At 55.8% G+C, this 19,120-nt stretch carries 16 protein-coding genes and 1 tRNA gene; 4 read left to right on the top strand and 13 right to left on the bottom strand.

The annotated features are described in order from the left end of the window. Nucleotides 1–12 precede the first annotated feature (12 nt). The 4 genes from OS190_RS05705 to OS190_RS05690 all read left to right on the top strand — a co-directional run bounded on the left by OS190_RS05705 (nucleotide 13) and on the right by OS190_RS05690 (nucleotide 4,592). Complete coding sequence (locus OS190_RS05705; protein ID WP_267157698.1) at nucleotides 13–1,032, top strand: ABC transporter permease; 1,020 nt, start codon at nucleotides 13–15, stop codon at nucleotides 1,030–1,032. Then, nucleotides 1,029–1,844 carry an ABC transporter permease gene (locus OS190_RS05700; RefSeq protein ID WP_267157697.1) on the top strand — a complete coding sequence of 272 codons (816 nt, stop codon included), beginning with the start codon at nucleotides 1,029–1,031 and terminating at the stop codon, nucleotides 1,842–1,844. The genes OS190_RS05705 and OS190_RS05700 overlap by 4 nt, the downstream gene beginning before the upstream one ends. Continuing rightward, nucleotides 1,844–3,481 carry an ABC transporter ATP-binding protein gene (locus OS190_RS05695; protein ID WP_267157696.1) on the top strand — a complete coding sequence of 546 codons (1,638 nt, stop codon included), beginning with the start codon at nucleotides 1,844–1,846 and terminating at the stop codon, nucleotides 3,479–3,481. The genes OS190_RS05700 and OS190_RS05695 overlap by 1 nt, the downstream gene beginning before the upstream one ends. A 274-nt stretch (nucleotides 3,482–3,755) precedes the next feature. Continuing rightward, nucleotides 3,756–4,592, top strand: coding sequence for an alkaline phosphatase family protein (locus tag OS190_RS05690; RefSeq protein ID WP_267157695.1), 837 nt, complete (start codon nucleotides 3,756–3,758; stop codon nucleotides 4,590–4,592). Nucleotides 4,593–4,667: 75 nt separating this feature from the next. On the opposite strand, the gene OS190_RS05685 is transcribed toward OS190_RS05690, so the two are convergent. From OS190_RS05685 to OS190_RS05625, 13 genes are all read right to left on the bottom strand, one after another. Further along, on the bottom strand, nucleotides 4,668–5,603 hold the full coding sequence (locus OS190_RS05685) for an alpha/beta hydrolase (protein WP_267157694.1): 936 nt from the start codon (nucleotides 5,601–5,603) through the stop codon (nucleotides 4,668–4,670). Then, nucleotides 5,600–7,465 carry an acyl-CoA synthetase gene (locus tag OS190_RS05680; protein ID WP_267158307.1) on the bottom strand — a complete coding sequence of 622 codons (1,866 nt, stop codon included), beginning with the start codon at nucleotides 7,463–7,465 and terminating at the stop codon, nucleotides 5,600–5,602. Before OS190_RS05680 ends, OS190_RS05685 begins: the two co-directional genes overlap by 4 nt. Before the next feature lie 200 nt (nucleotides 7,466–7,665). Continuing rightward, a complete protein-coding gene (lysM, locus tag OS190_RS05675; protein WP_267157693.1) occupies nucleotides 7,666–8,097 on the bottom strand; it encodes a peptidoglycan-binding protein LysM in 432 nt (143 codons plus the stop codon). A 68-nt stretch (nucleotides 8,098–8,165) separates the two neighbouring features. Continuing rightward, nucleotides 8,166–9,968, bottom strand: coding sequence for an ABC transporter transmembrane domain-containing protein (locus tag OS190_RS05670; RefSeq protein WP_267157692.1), 1,803 nt, complete (start codon nucleotides 9,966–9,968; stop codon nucleotides 8,166–8,168). Nucleotides 9,969–10,062: 94 nt separating this feature from the next. Next, a tRNA-Gly gene (locus OS190_RS05665) sits at nucleotides 10,063–10,137 on the bottom strand. A gap of 72 nt (nucleotides 10,138–10,209) precedes the next feature. Beyond that, nucleotides 10,210–10,605 carry a hypothetical protein gene (locus OS190_RS05660; protein WP_267157691.1) on the bottom strand — a complete coding sequence of 132 codons (396 nt, stop codon included), beginning with the start codon at nucleotides 10,603–10,605 and terminating at the stop codon, nucleotides 10,210–10,212. 69 nt (nucleotides 10,606–10,674) lie between these two features. Next, nucleotides 10,675–12,360 (bottom strand): amidohydrolase, encoded by a 1,686-nt coding sequence (locus tag OS190_RS05655; RefSeq protein ID WP_267157690.1) that lies wholly within the window; start codon nucleotides 12,358–12,360, stop codon nucleotides 10,675–10,677. 56 nt (nucleotides 12,361–12,416) lie between these two features. Further along, nucleotides 12,417–13,436, bottom strand: coding sequence for an ABC transporter substrate-binding protein (locus tag OS190_RS05650; RefSeq protein ID WP_267157689.1), 1,020 nt, complete (start codon nucleotides 13,434–13,436; stop codon nucleotides 12,417–12,419). Nucleotides 13,437–13,454: 18 nt separating this feature from the next. Further along, on the bottom strand, nucleotides 13,455–14,258 hold the full coding sequence (locus OS190_RS05645; RefSeq protein ID WP_267157688.1) for an ABC transporter permease: 804 nt from the start codon (nucleotides 14,256–14,258) through the stop codon (nucleotides 13,455–13,457). After that, entirely contained in the window at nucleotides 14,251–15,162 is a 912-nt protein-coding gene (locus OS190_RS05640; RefSeq protein WP_267157687.1) for an ABC transporter permease, read from the bottom strand. The genes OS190_RS05645 and OS190_RS05640 overlap by 8 nt, the downstream gene beginning before the upstream one ends. A 4-nt stretch (nucleotides 15,163–15,166) precedes the next feature. Continuing rightward, nucleotides 15,167–16,246, bottom strand: a complete 1,080-nt coding sequence (locus OS190_RS05635; RefSeq protein WP_416237373.1) for an ABC transporter ATP-binding protein — start codon at nucleotides 16,244–16,246, stop codon at nucleotides 15,167–15,169. Between the two features lie 231 nt (nucleotides 16,247–16,477). After that, nucleotides 16,478–17,677 carry a M24 family metallopeptidase gene (locus OS190_RS05630; protein ID WP_267157686.1) on the bottom strand — a complete coding sequence of 400 codons (1,200 nt, stop codon included), beginning with the start codon at nucleotides 17,675–17,677 and terminating at the stop codon, nucleotides 16,478–16,480. Between the two features lie 297 nt (nucleotides 17,678–17,974). Continuing rightward, a complete protein-coding gene (locus OS190_RS05625; RefSeq protein ID WP_267157685.1) occupies nucleotides 17,975–19,120 on the bottom strand; it encodes an alpha-D-ribose 1-methylphosphonate 5-triphosphate diphosphatase in 1,146 nt (381 codons plus the stop codon).

Below are 19,120 nucleotides of genomic sequence, written 5' to 3'. Positions count from 1 at the left end.
GGCGCCATTCGCATGCACCCAATCCTGAAACTCATAGCTCAGCGCATTGCGCTGGGCTTGATGCTCCTCTTCGCAGCATCCATCCTGATTTTTGGCGGCACCATGATGTTGCCCGGCGACGTGGCCCAGCAAATACTTGGCCAGTCTGCGACCCCTGAAAGCCTCGCCAACATGCGCGAAAGTCTGGGTCTGAACGATCCTCCCATGACCCGCTATTTTCAATGGCTTGCAGGCTTTTTACAAGGTGACCTTGGCGTTGCCCTGACCAATGGCCGCGACATCGCCGAAAGCCTTGGCTTCCGACTCTCCAACACGCTTTTCCTTGCCTTCTGGGCTGCCCTCATCTCGGTCCCGCTGGCAATAACTCTTGGCCTGCTCGCGGTCAGATACAAGGACCGCTGGCCGGACAAGCTGATTTCCGCGATCACGCTCACAACCATCTCGATCCCGGAATTCATGATCGGCTACGTCCTTATCTTTTTTCTGGCGATCCAACTGCCGCAGTTGATTCAGTCGATGGATTTTCTCGGCGACCCGGTTCAGTCCTGGCTGCTTGCGAACCTGAAATTTTCGTCAGTGGCCCTGATCAATGACAGCATGACCTTGATCGAAAAAATCAAATCCATCACCCTGCCAATCATCGTTCTGACCTTGGTTGTTCTGGCCCATATGATGCGCATGACCCGCGCTGCGATTCTGAACGTCATGCAGTCGGCATATATTGAAACCGCTGAACTCAAGGGCATGGGGATGCTAAAAATCATCCGCAAACATGCCTTTCCAAACGCCATTGCCCCCATCGTTAACGTCGTCATGCTCAATCTTGCCTATCTCGTTGTCGGGGTTGTGGTGATCGAAGTGGTCTTTGCCTATCCCGGCATGGGGCAATATCTGGTGGATCACGTCAGCAAACGCGACGTGCCGGTGGTACAGGCCTGTGGCCTGATCTTTGCCGCCGTCTACATCGGCCTCAATCTGGTTGCTGACATTGTATCGATCCTTGCAAACCCAAGGTTGAGGCACCCAAAATGAAGAATATTCCCATTTCCGCACTCATCGGGTTGTTCTTTACCGGTCTCTATTTCCTGACCGCGCTGTTCGCCCCTCTCATCGCTCCCTATGGGATGGCCGAAGTCGTCGGCGACGTCTGGGAACCTTCTTCGGCGCAATTTCTGCTTGGGACCGACAGCATCGGTCGTGACCTGCTTACCCGGTTGATTTACGGCGGGCGCACAACGATCTTTATCGCCACCATGGCAACCGTCCTCAGCTTCACCATCGGGTCCGTCCTTGGTTTCTTTGCAGCTGTGTCTGGTGGCTGGGTCGATCAACTGATCAGCCGTTTCATCGATCTGATCATGTCCATCCCGTCGCTGATTTTCGCCCTGGTCGTGCTCTCTGTCATGCCGACCACGACAACGATCCTCATCCTGCTGATGGGATTGCTGGATTCCACCCGCGTCTTCCGTCTTGCGCGTGCCGTCGCTGTTGACATCACGGTAATGGACTACGTCGAGGCGGCCCGTCTGCGGGGGGAGAAAATTGGCTGGATCATCTTTCGCGAAACCCTACCCAATGCCTTGTCACCACTGGTTGCCGAAATGGGTCTGCGCTTTATCTTTATGGTGCTGTTCATCTCAACCCTGTCCTTCCTTGGCCTGGGTGTACAACCGCCACTGGCAGATTGGGGCGGCATCGTGAAAGAAAACAAGGAAGGGATCAATTACGGCATCCAGGCTGCCCTGTATCCCGCTTATGCCATCGCCACTCTCTGTATCTCGATCAACCTGGTGGCCGATTGGATCCTGAACCGAACAACTTCCCTCAAAGGAGGACGCGGCTAATGTCAGAACCCCTCCTGAAAGTGCGTGGACTGAAAATCGGCGCTACAATCTATCCACCCGGAGAACGTCCCCGCGACATTGAAATCGTGCATGGCGTTGATTTCGACCTCGAAGCGGGCAAGGTGCTGGGCCTCATTGGTGAATCCGGTGCCGGCAAATCGACCATCGGTCTGGCTGCGATGGCCTATGGGCGAGGTGGCGTTGAACTGACCGGCGGCGAAGTCTGGGTAAACGGCCGCGACATGCTGCAAGCCAGCCTGCGCGACGTGCGCCGCCTGCGCGGGGCCGAAGTGACATATGTTTCCCAATCTGCCGCTGCTTCCTTCAACCCTGCCAAGAAAATTCTTGAGCAGGTCACAGAAGCCGCGATACTACAGGGAAAATTCAGCAAGAGCGATGCCGAACAGCGCGCCGTCGAACTCTTTGCCAAGCTCGGCCTGCCTGACCCCGAAAACATCGGGTCACGCTATCCTCATCAGGTCTCAGGTGGACAGCTTCAGCGCTGCATGACGGCATTGGCGCTTTGCCCGCAGCCGGATCTCGTGGTCTTTGACGAACCGACGACCGCGCTGGACGTGACAACGCAAATCGACGTATTGGCCGCAATCAAGGAAGCGATCCGCGATACAGGTGTGGCAGCCCTTTACATCACCCATGATCTCGCCGTCGTGGCCCAGGTTTCTGATCACATCATGGTGCTGCAACAGGGCGCGATGGTCGAATACGGGACCACCGATCAGATCATCAACAATCCACAAGAGGAATACACACAGGCGCTTGTCTCGGTCCGCTCGATCAAACATATCGAGAAAGAACCAACCGACACCCCACTGCTGAAGGTCGAAAACATCACCGCCCGCTACCGCGGCACTGATTTTGATGTTCTCAAGAACGTGAATGTCGAATTGCATCCCGGCCAAACGCTTGCAATCGTGGGCGAATCCGGCTCCGGCAAATCCACACTTGCCCGCGTCATAACCGGCTTGCTCCCGCCTTCCGAAGGGACCATCACCTTTGATGGGCGCACACTCACCCCTGACCTTGCCACCCGGCCTCTGGACGATCTGCGTGAGCTGCAGATGATCTATCAGATGGCCGATACCGCGATGAATCCGCGCCAGACCGTTGGCACGATCATTGGGCGTCCGCTGGAATTCTACTTTGGTCTCAAAGGCAAGGCCAAACAGAAGCGCATTCAGGAACTGCTTGACGAAATCGAACTCGGCGACGGCTTTCAGGACCGGTATCCCGCCGAACTCTCCGGCGGTCAAAAGCAACGTGTCTGCATCGCCCGATCACTTGCGGCAAAACCCAAGCTGATCATCTGCGACGAGGTAACGTCGGCGTTGGATCCGCTTGTTGCAGACGGCATTCTGAAATTGTTGTTGAAGCTGCAGAAGATCGAAGATGTTTCCTATCTCTTCATCACCCACGATCTGGCGACGGTCAAAGCCATCGCTGACTCCATCGCGGTGATGTTCCAGGGCGAGGTCGTGCGCTATGGGCCCAAGTCTCAGGTGCTGGCACCTCCCTTCGACGATTACACCGATCTGTTGCTCTCCTCTGTACCGGAAATGAAACTGGGCTGGCTCGAAGAGGTGATAGCACACCGCAAGATGGAAAGCGCCGGAAACTGACCAGGCGCAGAGGGAATGCCCCCTACCAATCCCCCCCCATGGTGGCGTTTGGCGCCACCTTCGCATGCGCTGCGTTCACCATGAGATTTCCTCAATATCATGCACTTTCCGGTGCACTCCAGGTGTACGGGGGGTGTATGGGGGTGACACGCCATTGCGCCATAAAACAAAGGTGTTAACGCCCCTTTCGCCCAACACCGGATCACATTTCGTTAACCGTTGCGCCCGCGCGCGCGCTCAGCCACCATAGGACCATCCAAACCGGAGCCGCATCATGGACAACAAACTGCTTCTGATCATTCTCGACGGTGTGCCGCACCGCAATTTCCGCCGCCTTTTTGGCAACCTCGAAGGCTGGGTGGACAGCGGCGATGCCCGCGTCTGGAAACACCGTGCGACACTGCCTTCAATCTCTGCTTCCTGCTATGCCACCATCCATACCGGCGTCCCGCCGTCCGAACACGGCTGTACCGGCAATGGCAATGTGTTCAGGCTCAAGCACAAGGACGTCTTTGCCCAAACCCGCGCCGCCGGGGGTGTCACGGGGGCCGTCGCCCATTCCTTCTGGTCAGAGTTCTTCAACCGCCATCCTTTTGATTATGTGCGTGACATCGAATACGATGAACCACAGAGCGACACGATAAACCATGGCCGCTTCCATACGATGACGGGCTATGGGTCGGTCAATCAAATGACTCCGTCAGACGTTGATCTCTTTGCCACGCTCACCAATCTCTGTCTGAAACACGGGCTGAATTACGGCGTGCTGCACACCTGTACATTGGACAGCATGGGCCACCGTTTCTTTCACGAAAGTCAGGAAATGGACCATGCCTGCCACGTCATGGACGAGATGCTGGCCCCCTTCATTCCCAAATGGCGCGCCGCAGGATACGAGGTGATCGTCACCGCAGATCACGGGCAGGATGAACGCGGCCACCACGGCGGTCGCGGTGCCCTGCAACAAGAGACTGCACTGTATTATTTCGGCGATGCAGAAGGCCCCTCAGAGGAAACCGTGATCGACCAGTTGCAATTGGCACCAACCATCCTGAAGCGTCTGGGCGCGCCGGTGGCCGACACGATGAAAGCCAAGAGTTTCCTGACCTAGAAACTGTGTTTTCTTGTCGTGCAGATTTGCCTGTGACGGTGCAATATACACCCTGTCCCAGCGTTTGATCCCGGCTCAATACGGCCAGTTGCGTTGTCCCAGGGCGCGAACACCTCTGACCACATGGTCAAAGAACCCGGCCGCACGGGTGCTCATGTTACGGGCGCGTAGACAGGCATGCACCATGCCGTCGACATCAAACCAGACAGCCTGCCCTCCGGCCGCGAGCAGCGCATCGCGATAGCTTTCGCCGTCGCTGGACAGGGGATCACATTGCGCCGTGACCAGAACCGTTGGCGGCAAACCGGTGAAATCAGTATCGCTCAGCGGTGCTGCCCGCGGGTCATTCAAGGGCGGCTCTTTGCCGCCAAAGCGCAGGGTCTTGTAAAACGCAATGTCAGCCATGGTCAGTTGGGGTGCCTCGGCGTGGGTCACATAGGACCCTTTGCTTTGATCGCCACCAAGCCCGGGATAAATCAACACCTGTCCCACGATCCGTCCATCTACGCGGCCGCGCGCGTGATGCGCCACCGCAGCGGCAAGGTTGCCCCCCGCGCTATCCCCGCACAGAACGATGTCACCTGAACGCCCTGCCGCCACCGCTTCGAAGGCGCTCCATGCCGTGTCAAAGCACTGTGGGAAAACCGCCTCTGGGGCGAGATCATAATCCACGGATATGACATCCAAACCGCTGCGTTTGCAGATCTCAGCACAGATGTCATCATGGCTTTCCAGCCCCCCGACAACAAAACCGCCACCGTGATAGTACACCACGGTAACGTGACCGGTGCCGGTGGTATAATGACGGCACTTCACGCCGCCAAAATCCACATCCTGCGAAGTCACGCCTTCGGGACGCTCCGCATGAAATACACGACACATCCTGTCATAGGCGGCCCGTTGATCGGCAATCGACATGCCCACCGCATCAGGTGGATAGGAGGCATCAAGACGCGCGATATAGGCCCAGGTTTCTGCGTCGATCAGGGCTTGGTAATCTGGTTCACTCACACCGGGTCCCAAGGCGTGTTAAAGACCCCCAGCACATTGCCCACATCAGCCGCCGAAGCGCCTTTCATTGCCAGCTTTGCCACCAAACCGCGTTTCTTGTCATCAATGACATGATCGACCCGCGCCGTAACGCCGGCCTCGGCCAGAGCGGCGTCATAGATACGGATGATCGCATCCTTGCGCAGATCCGGTTTGAAAATCTTGCCAACCGCCGTCTTTGGCAGTTCATCCATGATCTTGATATGTTTGGGATGGGCCGCGCGTTCCTTGACGTGTTTCTGGCAATAGGCCAGCAGTTCCTCAGGTGTAACCGAGGCCCCATCGACCAGCTCCACAAAGGCACATGGCACCTCGCCCGCATGGGCGTCGGGTTGGCCAATCGCGCCGGCAAAAGCGACAGCCTCGTGACCCAGCAGCACTTCTTCGATGTCGGCAGGGTCAATATTGTGCCCCCCCCGGATGATCAGGTCTTTGGAACGTCCGGTAATCCAAAGATAGCCGTCACTGTCGACACGACCCAGATCGCCGGTGCGCAGGTACTTGTCGTCGTAGTAGAGATCCTTGTTTTTCTCTGTCTCCGTATAAGTATGGCCCACATAGACGCCGGGATTGGAGACACAAATTTCGCCAACTTCATCGATGGCAACCTCCTTGCCATTCGCCACGATCTTGACATCCGTATAGGGGAACGAAATCCCGATCGAGCCGACTTTCTTGAGGCCATCGGCCGGATTGCCCGACACCAGGCAGGTGGCCTCGGTCATGCCGTAACCCTCAACGATGGTCATGCCTGTGGTTTCCTCAAACCGGCGGAACAATTCCAACGGTAGGGGGGCAGATCCGGAAAAGGCGGTCTTCACGCTTGAAATATCCGCGTTCACAGGCACTTGCATCGTCGCAGCCAGGGCCGTGGGCACCGAAACCACAAAGGTCACCCGATAGCGTTCGACCAGCTTCCAGAGATTGGCAAAAACGCCATCGCCGCGATAGCCCTGCGGGGTCGGAAACACGACATGCGCGCCCGAGGCCACGGCCCCCATAAGCATCACATGACAGGCCATCACATGGAAAAGCGGCAAAGGACAAAGCATCACATCCTCGGGCGTCAAAAGCGTTTCAGCCCCGACCCAACCGTTGTAAATGGCACCGGAATACAAATGCTGTGCCACCTTGGGTGTGCCAGTCGTACCCCCGGTGTGGAAATAGAATCCGACGCGGTCTTCCTGAACATCCTCGAATGACAATGTTGTTGGGTGCTTTGCGATCTCGCTGTTGAAATTCAGATATTTGGCCTGATTGCCGACCAGACCCTTGGGCCGGATCAAGGGCACGATCCATGACTTTGGCGGGGTCAAATAGCGCACAAGATCGACTTCAAGAACTGTATGCACACCGGGGGCAAGCTTGACCGCTTCCGCCGTCTTTTCGGCAACGTCGGTTTTAGGGAAGGGCCGCAGGGTCACAACGACCGAAGCCCCCGTTTCACGCAGGATTGATCCGATCTGTTCAGGGTCAAGCAGGGGGTTGATCGGCTGGGCGATACCCGCTACCGCCCCGCCCAGCAACGACAGAACCGCCTCGTTACAATTGGGCAGTACATAGGCAACAACATCTTTCGCTCCGATGCCCAGACTGCGAAACAGGTTGGCTGTCTGCGAAACAGAATCAAGCAGCTGTTTCCAGGTGAATGTCTCGGTCTTGTCCTTGGGGCCAGAGAGGATCTGATAGGAAATGGCCTTGTGATTGGGGAATTTCTGCGTGGTTTGAGATAGCTGACCATAGAGTGTGACAGGCACGTCACGGTCGGCCCAAGGCATTTGTGCCTCGATTGCGTTGCGGTCTTCCATCCCGGCGTATGGCATATTCATTCCTCCCCTAAAGCCCTTTGCGAGCCATATCTTCATTTGCAACAGGATGCGGCTAAATCGCCTGCACCGCAAGCATTGCTGCAATAGGAACGCGGCGTCATCGGGGTAAATGACGCAGCAAAAAGCCGCCACAAGGGAATGTGCGGCGGCTTGGCTAGATTTCAGGGGTGGCGCGGTTGCCTGCGCGCTACGGTTCAGCTTACGGGAATGCGCAGAACCTGACCTGGATAGATCTTGTCAGGGTGGGTCAACATCGGCTTGTTGGCCTCGAAAATCTCAGGATAACGGGATGCTTTGCCCAAAGTTTTCTGTGCAATCGCCGACAGGGTGTCGCCGCGTTCTACGGTATGGAACACCGGCTCGCCCTCGCCACCTGCGATTTGATCATCCACTGCAGATACGCCTTCGACGTTACCAACAGCCAGAATGACCTTTTCTTTCATTTCCTGGCTGACGGCTGTGCCGCTCACCTTGACCTTGTCCCCTTCAACCGTGATGTCCAGACCTTCGGCGTCCAGACCAAGATCTTTCAATTCATCCTGAAGCGCTGCACCGGATACTTCGGCGTCGTCATCGCCGCCAAAGACCTTCTTGCCGGCACCTTTAACAAAACTCCACAAACCCATGTTGGTTTTCTCCTCTTGTGTGTTCGCGGGAAGTATGCCCCCTAATCAGACGAAAACAAAAGGGGGAATTAACCGGCAGCGATGCCATCAGTGAATTGCAGCCTTGCCAGACGCGCATATAGGCCCTCTTTGGCAACCAATTCCTCATGAGTGCCAGTTGCAACGACCCGCCCCGCGTCCAGAACGATAATACGGTCCGCCTTTTTCACGGTGGCCAGACGGTGCGCGACGATCAGGGTAGTCCTATCCCGGCTCAGTTGATCCACCGCCTGTTGCACCAAACCTTCGCTTTCTGCATCCAGAGCGCTTGTTGCTTCATCCAGCAACAAGACCGGTGCATCGCGCAGGATGGCGCGGGCAATCGCAATGCGCTGCTTCTGCCCACCCGAGAGCATCACACCGCGTTCACCCAGATAACTGTCATACCCTTCCGGAAGGGCTGCGATAAAGTCATGGGCGGCGGCTGCTTTCGCGGCGACGCGCACTTCGTCATCCGTGGCATCGGGACGCCCGAACCGGATGTTGTCCACTGCGCTTGCGGCAAAGATCACAGGGTCTTGCGGCACCAGGGCAATTGCCCGCCGAAAGGCTTCGCGGGGCAGATCGCGCAAATCAATCCCGTCCAGCAGGATACGCCCCGATTGGGGATCGTAGAAACGCAAGATCAATTGAATGATCGTGGTTTTCCCTGCCCCTGACGGACCGACAAAGGCCACGGTCTCGCCTGCCTTGATGTCAAGTGACACCTGATCAAGCGCGATGGCATCAGGACGGGCCGGATAGGTAAAGCTGACATTCTCCAGTGAAATATCACCACGCACCGGCACAGGCAGACCCAGCGCTTCGGCCTGGTCCTGAACGGTATCGTCTGTCTGCAACAATTCGACCAATCGCTCTGTCGCGCCTGCCGCGCGTTGCAGTTCACCCCAGATTTCGGACAGGGCAGCCACCGCCCCCGCCACCATCACCGCATAGATCACGAACTGTACCAGAGCACCTGTTGTCATCTCGCCAGCCCGCACATCCCGCGCGCCGACCCACAAAACGCAAACAACGCCGGAGAAGGCCAGAAAGATCACGATGGCCGTCATCAGCGAACGCACCTTGATCCGCCGTTGCGCTGCATGGAAAGAAGATTCCGTCACATCGGAAAATTGTTTCCGGCTGGCGGTTTCATGGGTAAAGGCCTGTACGGTCTGAACGGCAGAAAGGCTTTCGGAAGCCTTTCCAGAAGACTCAGCGATCCAGTCTTGGGTTTCGCGACTCAGCTTGCGCATGCGCCGCCCCAAGGTGAGGATCGGGATAACAACAGCAGGTACCACCAACAGAACCAATCCTGCGAGTTTGGCCGATGTCGCCAGCATCAGGATCAACCCGCCAATGAAAAGCAACACATTGCGCAGTGCAATTGAAACCGAAGAACCGATCACCGATTGAATCAATGTTGTGTCGGTGGTGATCCGGCTTAACACCTCTCCGGTAAGGACCTTTTCAAAAAACGCCGGGCTCATTCCGATCACACGGTTAAAAACCGCCTTGCGAATATCCGCAACCACGCGCTCTCCCAGGCGCGTCACAAGGGCAAACCGCAAGGCAGTGCCAACCGCCAGCAAAGCCGCAATGACAAGTGCGGCAAGGAAATACTGATCCAGCAACGCCCCTTCCGCACTGTCGAAATTATCAACGACACGGCGCACGGCCATCGGCATGGCAAGAGAGACCATCGCCGTGCTGATGAGTGCAAGCAGCGCCCCCCCCATCAACAAACGGTACGGCATCATGAACGGCATCAGAGCCCGCAACGACCCGAAATTGCGTGACTTCTCACGTTCTTTGATTCCGTTCGGGGCGCGGATCGGTTCGGCGGCCATGGGTCATCCTTTTTTACGTCAATGCGTGATGGCGCGAGTTGCCCTCAGGGTCAAGCGTCGAGGATGTCACATGCAGGAGTACATTTGGAAAGGGTGGAGCGGGCGGAGGGAATCGAACCCTCATCTTCAGTTTGGAAAACTGAGGTCTTAACCATTACACAACGCCCGCGCGCTGAATGTTTGTCTATGTCAGCCTTTGTAGAGGGTCAAGTGCAAGAAGCCCGCGTTTTCAGTTGGGTCATTAATTCGAATTGCGCAAAGAACGCAAAAACAATCCGATACCGCCAACCAGCAGCACAAGGATGACGATCAGATCAAAGGCGCTCATCCTCGCCAGTTGCAATGTCATGTTTGCAATGACGCCAAAGATCAGCGCCATCAACGACCCACCCGCCAGAAGCCAGCCGATCCACTTGCGCGCATTGTAAAAAATGATGCCGACGCCAAACATGAAAGGGATCAACACCATGCCCGAAGTGATGCTCACGCCGCCAATGCCGAAAACGCGTGAACCCATGCTGAAGTTGGGTCGGACCACAATGCCATTCAACAGCAGGTAACCGCCACCGATCATCATCGCCAGGCCGATCAGAAAGCTACCTGTTCCGCCATCATTGCCGCCTGCACCATGTGCCATTGCCTGCTCCGTCTTGAAGATTTCAGAGGGTTATCCAGCGTTTGACCTGCTTTGTGAAGATGCGCAGTATCACCCGATGGAAAAGCTGACCTTTCCATCACAGATCGTGGTGACCGCATGGGCCTTGGTAACCTCGCTCGGTGGCAGTTTGTGCAGGTCATGGCTCATCACAACAACATCAGCCATCATACCGGCACGCAGCATACCTTTCTTGTCTTCGTTAAATTCTACCCAGGCGTTGTCACGGGTGTAACTGGAGAGCGTATCGTCAAGCGATTGTGTCTGGTCCACCCATTCAGGCCCAAGATCAAGTGGCGCGATTGCCGACTTGATATTGAGCATCACATCAACAGGGATCACCGGCCAATCTGTTGAAAAGATCATCCTGGCACCGGAATCGCGGATTGTCTGCCAGGCATAGGCCCCTTCGATCTGATGCGGGTGCAGATATTTACCGACTCCTTCGGATGGAAAAATATGGCCACGCGGGGCATGTCCGGGCTGGATCGAGGCAACAATATCCAATGCGGCGAGGCGCGGAATATCGCCCTTGTGCATGACCTCAAGATGTTCGATCCGATGCCGGCTGTCGCGTTTTCCGTTGGCTTTCTTCGCGGCTTCGAAAGCATCAATCGTGCGGCGTACCCCCGCATCGCCGATCGCATGTACCGCAATCTGAAAACCGTGCCGGTCCGCTTCGACAGCAGCAGCGACGAAATGTGCCTGAGCGAACACTTCATCCCCCATGTTATCGTTTGCACCCATCTCGCCAGGATAAGGTTCCAGCATCAATGCCGTACCGCTTTCGATCACGCCGTCGATGAACATTTTCATATGACCACACCAGACCTTGTCACCCTGGAACCGGTCACGCATCGGGACACCCTCGTCAGCTATGCGGGCGATGTCATCCGTGCCTTTGAAATGGAACGGCACCATGGTGCGACAGTGCAAGCGGCCCTCTGCCTCAAGCTCGTTCAGCAATTCCAGTTGATAGAGATTTCCATCCATCAAATGAAGCCCGGTGATCCCCTGGGCTGCGCAATGGCGCAGGCCCGCTTCAATCACATTCTTGTCCTTTTCACGCTCTGCCGGCGTTGCAGCGGGGTCAGGGTCACGCCCTGTGACAAGCCCCAGCATCTCGCGTCCCCTGTGGCGCGTCATTTCCAGTATTGGCCCATAGGCACCCGGCTCCAGAAGTTCGCCGTTGGCCTTGCCATCCGCCCCCTTCACAATGATAGATCCTGAATCCACCACTGGAACATCAATCAACCCAGTGGCCTCTAGTGCGGCGGTATTGGCCCAAATGGTGTGATGGTCGGGGGCAAACATCGCAAGCGGTCGGTCCGCTATTATCTGATCCAGATCATGACGGGTCGGGGTCTTGCCGGTGCCAAGGATGCTGTAATCAGCCGAAACGCAAAAAACCAGTTCGTCATCAGGGTTGGCATCAGCATAGGGACGGATCAGCCGTGCCATCTGGTCCAGACCTTCAACGCCGTAGAGGCTCAGACAATCCAGTTCGACCGAGCCGCCGAACAAATGAACATGGCTGTCGATGAGACCAGGCATCACAGTACCGCCCGAGGCATCAATAATGCGGGTCTTTGGCCCGGCCAAAGCAGTGATTTCGGCGTCCGATCCGATGGCAACAAGTATTCCATCTGTAATCGCCAAGGCCTGCGCCGCCGGCTGATCGGGATCAAAAGTAATCAATGCACCATTGTGGATGATGATTTCGGGGGCAGTCGTCATGGTAGTTCTCCAAACGAAAAACGGCCCCGCGAGATCCCGCGGGGCCGTTCGGCAATTTACTTTTGAAGTTCGGTCCAGATTGCTGTGTAAAGCTTGGTCGCTGAAGGCGGGCAGGTCTTGGACACATAGGCCGCGCCTTTCAAGTCGTCGGGCACCACCACCTCGGGAGCGGTCTTCATGTCTTCGGGCATGAATTCTTCCGACCCCTTGATGCCATTCGCATAACGTGCGAATTCTGACAACATCGCGGCATTCACCGGGTCCATGATGAAATTGAGGAAGGTTTTGGCCTCTTCGACGTTCTGCGCATCGCTCAGGATCGCGGCATTGTCCATCCAGACCGGGAAACCCTCTTGCGGATAGCCAAAGGCAATGTCGGGATTCTTGTTACGTGCGCGGAAGGACGCACCATTCCAGTTCACACCGGCAGAGAGATCATTCTTGGCGTATTTTTCGATATTGCCATAGTCCATCGACAGCCAGTTCGGTTTGGCCGCTGTCAGGGTGTCACGCACCTTTTTCAGCACCTCAAGATCGTCTGTGCACTGCTCCCCCCCGACATAGTTGATCGCCATGCCCATCACATCATTCATTTCCGGTACAACGTTGATCTTGCCCTTCAACTCTTCCGGCGGATCAAAGATCACCGCCGAGGTGTTGATGTCGCCACTATAGACTGCGGTATTGACCGTGACCCCAACTGTTCCCCACTGCCAAGGTACGGTGTATTTGCGGCCTGGATCAAATTCCACATCAACCCACTGCGGGTCCATGTTCTTGAAGTTTTCCATCTGGTTCGGGTTGCTTTCCATCAGCAGCCCCTCGCCGACAAAAATCGGCACATAAGTTCCCGAAGGAACAACAATATCAAAACCGTGACCGCCTGCCTTGATCTTGGCCAAAGCGGTGTCGTTACTGTCGTAATCCGTGATAGTGACCTTGATCCCGGTCTCTTTCTCGAACTTCTCGATCATTTCAGGTGAGGTGTAGTTTCCCCAATTATAGATGTTCAACTCACCCTCGGCGAAGGCAGGGCCAGCCAGAACAAGGGTTAATGCCGTAAGTGTCTTTTTCATTTTGTTTTCTCCTGTTGGTTAGTTTCGTACTTTTGTTAGCACTGTAAAGGCGATGACCATTGTAACCGAAATCGCCAAAAGCACGGTGGAAATCGCGTTGATCTCCGGAGTCATCACACGGCGCAACTGGCCCAACATATAGGTGGGTAACGTATCTTGGCCGGCGGATTTCACAAATTCGGTGATGACCACATCATCAAGCGAGATGACAAATGCCAGCATCGCCCCGGCTGCGATCCCCGGCCAAAGCTGCGGCAGCGTAATACGGGTAAACACTTTGAACGGCGAAGCATAGAGATCCGCCGCTGCCTGTTCCAGGCTCAAATCCATGCCCTGCAGTCGCGCCCGTATCGGCAGATAGGCAAAAGGAATACAAAAGGCCGAATGCGCTACGATCAGATACAACAATCCGGTGTACCCTGTCGCAACCTTGATCATCGCAAAAAAGATCAGCAGCGCCACAGCCGTCACGATCTCGGGCACCATCAGTGGCTGGTTGATCATCGCAAATACCGCGGTCTGACCTTTGAATTTGGGCGTGCGGGTGGTGGCAAGCGCGGCAAGGACCGCAACCGTGGTCGCAATGGCAGAGGCCCAAACCGCGATGATAAGAGAGCGCACCGTGGCCTCCTGCACCTGGTCATTCGCCCATGCCGAAACATACCAGCGCCATGAAAACCCTTCCCAGATCGCAATCGAGGTGCCCGCATTGAAGGAATACACCACAAGCAGGATGATCGGCATGTAAAGCATGACAAAGCAGGCAATGGCGATCTGGCTGAAACCTGTTTGCTTGCGGATATTGAAGCCTTGTCTAGCCATGCTGCACCTCCTCGTTTCCGGCAGCACGCACATAGACTATCAGAGCAACCATCACGATCGCGAGCAAGGTCATGGACAAAGCCGCACCTAACGGCCAGTTGCGCCCCTGTCCGAACTGCAATTCGATCAAATTACCAAGCATCAACTGGTTGCCCCCGCCCATCACGCGCGGTGTCACATAGGCCCCAAGCGAAGGCACAAAAACCAGAATGGACCCCGCCACAATCCCCGGTTTTACCAAAGGCAGAATAACACGGCGCAATACCCTGAAACGAGTGGCATAAAGGTCATAGGCCGCCTCGACCAGACTGAAATCAAACCGTTCCATCGAGGCATAGACCGGTAAAACCATCAGTGGCAGGTACACGTAAACCATCCCCAGAATAATGGAAAACTCAGTATAAAGGATCTGAATCGGCGCATCGATCACCCCGGCCCAAATCAGAAGAGAGTTGACCGTGCCTTCGTTTCGGATCAGTTCCAGAATGGCAAAGGTACGGATCAACAGGTTGGTCCAGAATGGAATAATGATCAGCAACATCCAGAAACCACGCTGTTTTTTGGGGCGTGTTGCGATAAAATATGCCGTTGGCACCCCAAAGAACAAACAGGCAACTGTCGTGATCAAAGACAGCTTCACCGAGCGCCAGAAGATACTGAGGTGCGCATCAGACCAGCCGAAGGTTCCATCAAAAATATCGCGTTGGGCAAAAACACCGAACCAGCCGTCGGTGGAGAATTTCCAGACCACCCCGCCATAATCACCGGGTGTCAGCAGTGAGAAGATCACAGTGATCAGCAGGGGACCACTGGCAGCAAAGACCAACAGGATCAGTGCAGGCGCCAACAGGATCCAGCGTCTGCGCGATGCACGTTTGGCCGCGGTAAGGGAAAGATCAGTCACGCCGTCAATCCTTCAACACCTGCGCCACATCGGGCGCAAAACGGATGCCGGCGGTATCGCCCTTGGCAAATTGCAGTTCAGTTTCGGAATTGTTTTGCTGACGCAGCGTAAACGGTGTTCCATCCGTCAATCGCAGGTGGATGTGGGTGTCCGTGCCGAAATAGACAATGTTTTCAAGGGTGCCACGCAACAATCCGTCGTCGGGCATGACCAGTTTGGCATGTTCGGGACGGATCGCCAAGGTAACCTGGCCGTCGCGCGCGCCGCCTTCGGGCAAGCGTGCCGAAGTGCTTTCTCCGGAACTGAGATCAACCCTCGCCCTGTCTGCATTGCTTGACGTGATTTGCGCCGATAGAAAATTTGTATCACCAATAAAATCCGCAACAAAGCGCTCCGCCGGATGATCGTAGATGTCCCGCGGTGCCCCGATTTGCCGAATGGAGCCCGCATTCATCACCGCGATGCGGTCGGACATGGTAAGCGCCTCTTCCTGATCGTGGGTCACGAAGATGAAGGTGATGCCGGTTTCGGTCTGCAGGCGTTTCAATTCAAGCTGCATTTCCTTGCGCAACTTGAAATCAAGCGCGCTCAGCGGTTCATCCAGCAACAAAACCCGCGGCTTGGGTGCCAGGGCCCGCGCCAGTGCAACCCGCTGTTGTTGCCCACCTGAAATCTGTCCGGTCTGGCGGTCAGCCAATTCGCTCATCTGGACCAGATCGACCATTTGCGCCACGGTCTCCTTGATCTCGGTCTTGGGTTTGCCCAACATCTCGAGTCCGAATGCAATATTCTGTGACACTGTCAGATGCGGGAACAATGCATAACTCTGAAAAACAGTATTGATCGGACGTTTGTAAGGCGGCAAATCCAGCAAGCTTGCCCCGAACATGTCCAGGCTTCCCGAGGTGGGATGTTCGAACCCCGCGATCATTCTCAAAAGTGTGGTTTTCCCGCATCCGGATGGTCCCAGAAGCGTAAAAAATTCGTTGTCTTGTATGTCTAGATCCGCCCCTGCCAAGGCCTCGACAGGTGGCGTCCCAGGATAGACCTTGCGTAAACTCCGCGCACTAATCGCAGTCGTCAAAATTCGTCCCCCCGATTTTTTCCTCCGCAGGGCAATCTGTTTCGAAGACCGTCCCCGAAATCAGTCTAGAATAACAACGGTCGTCAAACATAGCCCCCTTGACAAAGTTTTTGATCAAAAGCCGAGGGGATCAATAGGATATGGGAACAAACAGGGTTGGCAGACAGCTATCGCAACGGAAATGCGCATCGGTTCAGCCAAGAAGCAGGGGAATCACCCCTGCTTTGATGGTCATACGACGTTGAAGGAAGGTCCGTAGGGATAGCCAGTGATGTTCTCGTTGCCATCTTCGTTAATGATCAAAATATCATGTTCGCGGTAACCGCCGGCCCCTGCAGTGCCTTCGGGTATCGTCAACATCGGCTCCATAGAGATCACCATCCCCGGCTCAAGCACAGTGTCGATGTCTTCGCGCAGTTCCAGCCCGGCCTCGCGACCGTAGTAATGCGACAGGACCCCGAACGAATGCCCATAGCCAAAGGTGCGGTATTGCAACAGGTCACGTTCCGCGAAGAACGTGTTGATCTGTTCCGTGACTTCGGCGCAACTCACACCCGGTTTCAACAGGCTCATACCGTATTCGTGCGCGGCGACGTTCGCCTCCCAGATTTTCAAGCTGTCGGGATCCACAGTTTCCACAAACATCGTGCGCTCAAGCGCGGTATAATAGCCGCTGATCATCGGAAAGGTATTGAGGCTGAGAATATCTCCCGACTGCAGAACCCGTGACGTCACCGGATTATGCGCCCCATCGGTGTTGATGCCCGACTGGAACCAGACCCAGGTGTCGCGGTATTCTGCATCGGGAAAGCGTTTGGCGATTTCCAGTTCCATCGCGTCGCGGCCCGCCATCGCCACATCGATCTCGCGGGTGCCTGCGCGCACGGCATCCTTGATCGCATACCCGCCAACATCCGCCACCTGCGCAGCGGCGCGGATCAGCTTCAGTTCCGCATCGGACTTGTGCATCCGCCGACGCATGGTGGCAGGGGCAATATCAACACAGGATTTGGGGCTCAGGAAGGCATCCAGCAACGCCTTTTGTGCCAGTGTCAGGTGATCCGCTTCATAACCGATTGTTTGGTTGGAACCGGTAACAGATTGTACAGCACGCCAATAGTTGTCGCGCTGCCAATCGGTATAGGTAATGCTGTCCCCGTGACTGCGCCGCCAGGGTTGCGCCGCATCAATGCCGGCGCTCATGGTCACGCTGTCGGTTTGGGTTACAACCAGGCCGTAGGGCCTGCCAAAGGCGCAATATAAGAACCCCGAATAGTAAGCGATGTTATGCATCGAGGTGAAAACACAGGCATTAACGCCCAGGGCGGCCATATCAGCACGCAGCAATGAAAGACGCGCTTCATATTCATCAGAAGCGAAGGGAAGGATGTTCTCCCCCTGGTGAAAACGGTAAAACTCTGGGCGATCCATGTAAATGGCTCCTGTCGAATATGTGACGTCTGCACATGTGAAAGGAGGCGGACCCCCATCCCGCGCAGGCGGCAAAGATAAGTCCCGGCGTTCAGGATGGTGAGTGGGTGTGCATGCAGATGCTGGCGACGCCATCGCCGACCCATTTGTCCTTCTGGCCCAAAAAACCGAAAAAGGGCAAGCCATTTAGCGACACCATATTGCCCGTCTTCGACACGTTGAGCCACGACATCCGCAAAATCCGGGACGGCAGAAAGTCGACGCAATGCCGACATCGGGCCAGAGCGGGATCCCGTGTCAGGCGACCCTTCGGCCTTGCACCCAGGTTTCCTTGAGCACGGTATCACCATCAACCCGTGCGAACCGGATCAAATCGGCGCGTTGGTCCAGATCAATCTGGCCGCGATCGTCAAGCCCGGCAGACCGCGCAGGGTTGGCCGTGACCGTGGCAAGGCCGCGCGGCAGATCATCCCAAAGTTCCCCCAGTATCAACGCCGCCATCAACAATCCAGCCGGCACATAATCAGACGACAGAATATCAAGCCAATCGTGTTGCGCCAATTCCAATGCCGCCACATTGCCGGAATGGGACGACCCTCGCACGATGTTTGGAGCCCCCATGATGGTGGCGATCCCCAGCCCGTGACAGGCTTCTGCCGCCTCAAGTGTTGTCGGGAATTCGGCCAGCGTTACCCCGTGTCGGTGGCTCAAGGCGACCTGCGCTGCGGTGGTGTCATCATGGCTGGCAAGCCTCGCACCGAACCGCTGCGCTGCCGCAACCGCGGCAGCCTCGTGTTCCGTTGCGTGTTCTTCCTGCAAGCCTTTGAGGAATGTTATGTAATCGGAAAAGTCGCGCTTATCCAGATCATGTTTCGCACAGATGTAGGATTCGAATTTTGCTTCATCGCTGAACTGTCGTTGACCCGGTGTGTGATCCATCATCGACACGATCCCGATGCGATCTTCTGCGGAAAATTCTTCCAGTTCGGCAATCAGCGTTTCCGAACATATTTCAGCGCGCAGATGAAGCCGATGGCTGATCTTGAGGGCACCCGCCCTATGCATGTCGCTGATCTCTGTCGCGATCTCACGGGCATATTTCATCAGGCGTTTGCGCCTGTCAGACACGATGGATCCAACACGCACGGCATCAAATACCGTGGTGATCCCGGTTGCCGCCAATTCCCGGTCATGTGCCAATATCGCGGCACGGTGCGGCCAGTTGGTTTCGGGACGCGGGGACAGGTGGCGTTCAAGATTATCGGTATGCAGTTCGACCAAACCCGGAGCGATGAAATCCTTTTCACAATCAATTGCCCCAGCCGGAATTGAAGTGCCCTGTTCAATTTCAACAATCTTGCCATCCTGAAGACACAAGGCACCAAAGATGACACTGTCCTTGAGGATCAATCGGGCATTTGCAAGGATAAGGTCTGGGCGCAT

The organism is Sulfitobacter sp. F26204, assembly GCF_026410305.1.
Lineage (GTDB): Bacteria > Pseudomonadota > Alphaproteobacteria > Rhodobacterales > Rhodobacteraceae > Sulfitobacter.
This window is presented reverse-complemented; position numbering and strand designations above follow the sequence as displayed.

What these genes read in the sequence shown, in the direction of transcription:
- OS190_RS05630 (WP_267157686.1), bottom strand. Translation starts at nt 17,677, where the DNA reads ATGGATCGCCCAGAGTTTTACCGTTTTCACCAGGGGGAGAACATCCTT.
- OS190_RS05705 (WP_267157698.1), top strand. Translation starts at nt 13, where the DNA reads ATGCACCCAATCCTGAAACTCATAGCTCAGCGCATTGCGCTGGGCTTG.
- OS190_RS05660 (WP_267157691.1), bottom strand. Translation starts at nt 10,605, where the DNA reads ATGGCACATGGTGCAGGCGGCAATGATGGCGGAACAGGTAGCTTTCTG.
- OS190_RS05690 (WP_267157695.1), top strand. Translation starts at nt 3,756, where the DNA reads ATGGACAACAAACTGCTTCTGATCATTCTCGACGGTGTGCCGCACCGC.
- OS190_RS05670 (WP_267157692.1), bottom strand. Translation starts at nt 9,968, where the DNA reads ATGGCCGCCGAACCGATCCGCGCCCCGAACGGAATCAAAGAACGTGAG.
- OS190_RS05650 (WP_267157689.1), bottom strand. Translation starts at nt 13,436, where the DNA reads ATGAAAAAGACACTTACGGCATTAACCCTTGTTCTGGCTGGCCCTGCC.
- OS190_RS05655 (WP_267157690.1), bottom strand. Translation starts at nt 12,360, where the DNA reads ATGACGACTGCCCCCGAAATCATCATCCACAATGGTGCATTGATTACT.
- lysM (WP_267157693.1), bottom strand. Translation starts at nt 8,097, where the DNA reads ATGGGTTTGTGGAGTTTTGTTAAAGGTGCCGGCAAGAAGGTCTTTGGC.
- OS190_RS05680 (WP_267158307.1), bottom strand. Translation starts at nt 7,465, where the DNA reads ATGCCATACGCCGGGATGGAAGACCGCAACGCAATCGAGGCACAAATG.
- OS190_RS05695 (WP_267157696.1), top strand. Translation starts at nt 1,844, where the DNA reads ATGTCAGAACCCCTCCTGAAAGTGCGTGGACTGAAAATCGGCGCTACA.
- OS190_RS05645 (WP_267157688.1), bottom strand. Translation starts at nt 14,258, where the DNA reads ATGGCTAGACAAGGCTTCAATATCCGCAAGCAAACAGGTTTCAGCCAG.
- OS190_RS05625 (WP_267157685.1), bottom strand. Translation starts at nt 19,120, where the DNA reads ATGCGCCCAGACCTTATCCTTGCAAATGCCCGATTGATCCTCAAGGAC.
- OS190_RS05700 (WP_267157697.1), top strand. Translation starts at nt 1,029, where the DNA reads ATGAAGAATATTCCCATTTCCGCACTCATCGGGTTGTTCTTTACCGGT.